An 878-nucleotide genomic window follows, 5' to 3' on the forward strand; every position below is an offset into this window, starting at 1 on the left:
TCCGGCGTCAGGCCGGAGACGGCCTTCCGCAGCCGCCCGTTCTCCTTCTCCCGCTCCTTCAGGCGTTTGACCCGATCGCTCTGCAGCCCGCCGAACTCCTTGCGCCACCGGGAGCAGGTGAACTGCGCCACGCCGATCGAGCGCACCGCCCCGGCCACCGACCGGCCCCGCGACACCAACACGCCGACCTGCCGGAGCCTGGCCACGATCTCCTCGGGTTCGTGCTTCTTCCGCGGCATTCCGCCGGCCTCCATCCGGCTCGAAAGCCTGCGTCAGGGAGGACCACTTTCCAGGGGGCGGACCAGTTCCTGCAGAAGGCGACGGACGCTCGCGCTACCTGATGGCGCTACGTCTGGCGCGCTTGCCTCAAATCCACCCGAAGACGACCAATCTCAAACCCGCAGACTCTCGATATGACCGAGGCACCAACGGGGCGCAGGTCAACGCGAGTACCTCCCGGCGATCAAGATCCACGTCACGATCGTCGGAAGATTCCGAATTCAGACTCTTATCACGCATGGGAGATTCCTTTCATGCCGATCATAAAAGGACAAGCTGAGGGGTCTTTCTGCCTCAATGCCGTCGAAATGGTCCAGCATATAACGATCGGATCGCGTGGCCGCAGTCTCCCTCTGACAGAGGCAGATTCACTCTCCAAGTGCCTTCAAACCGAGCATGCGGCCCAGCAGTATCTTGGGTCGGATACTATGAGCCATCCCGGGTCTGCCGAAAATGATTGGCGGCGTGAGTTAGCGCTGCGGTAATCCTCCCATTTCTAACGGGGTCCATTCGTAGAACTCATGCGGCCATTTTCAGTTTCTGGGCGGGTGTGATGCCGCCGATGCCCATGTTCGGGCGGTCGTTGTTGTAAGTCCAGA

1 protein-coding gene is annotated in these 878 nt (G+C 61.3%); it reads right to left on the reverse strand.

The window, feature by feature from the left end:
• Positions 1–239, reverse strand: a 239-nt coding sequence (locus tag H5395_RS11320) for a transposase (RefSeq protein WP_182792692.1), incomplete at its 3' end; no start/stop codon positions are given.
• Positions 240–878 lie beyond the last annotated feature (639 nt).

Source organism: Paracoccus sp. MC1854 (assembly GCF_014164635.1).
In the GTDB taxonomy this organism is placed as follows: domain Bacteria; phylum Pseudomonadota; class Alphaproteobacteria; order Rhodobacterales; family Rhodobacteraceae; genus Paracoccus.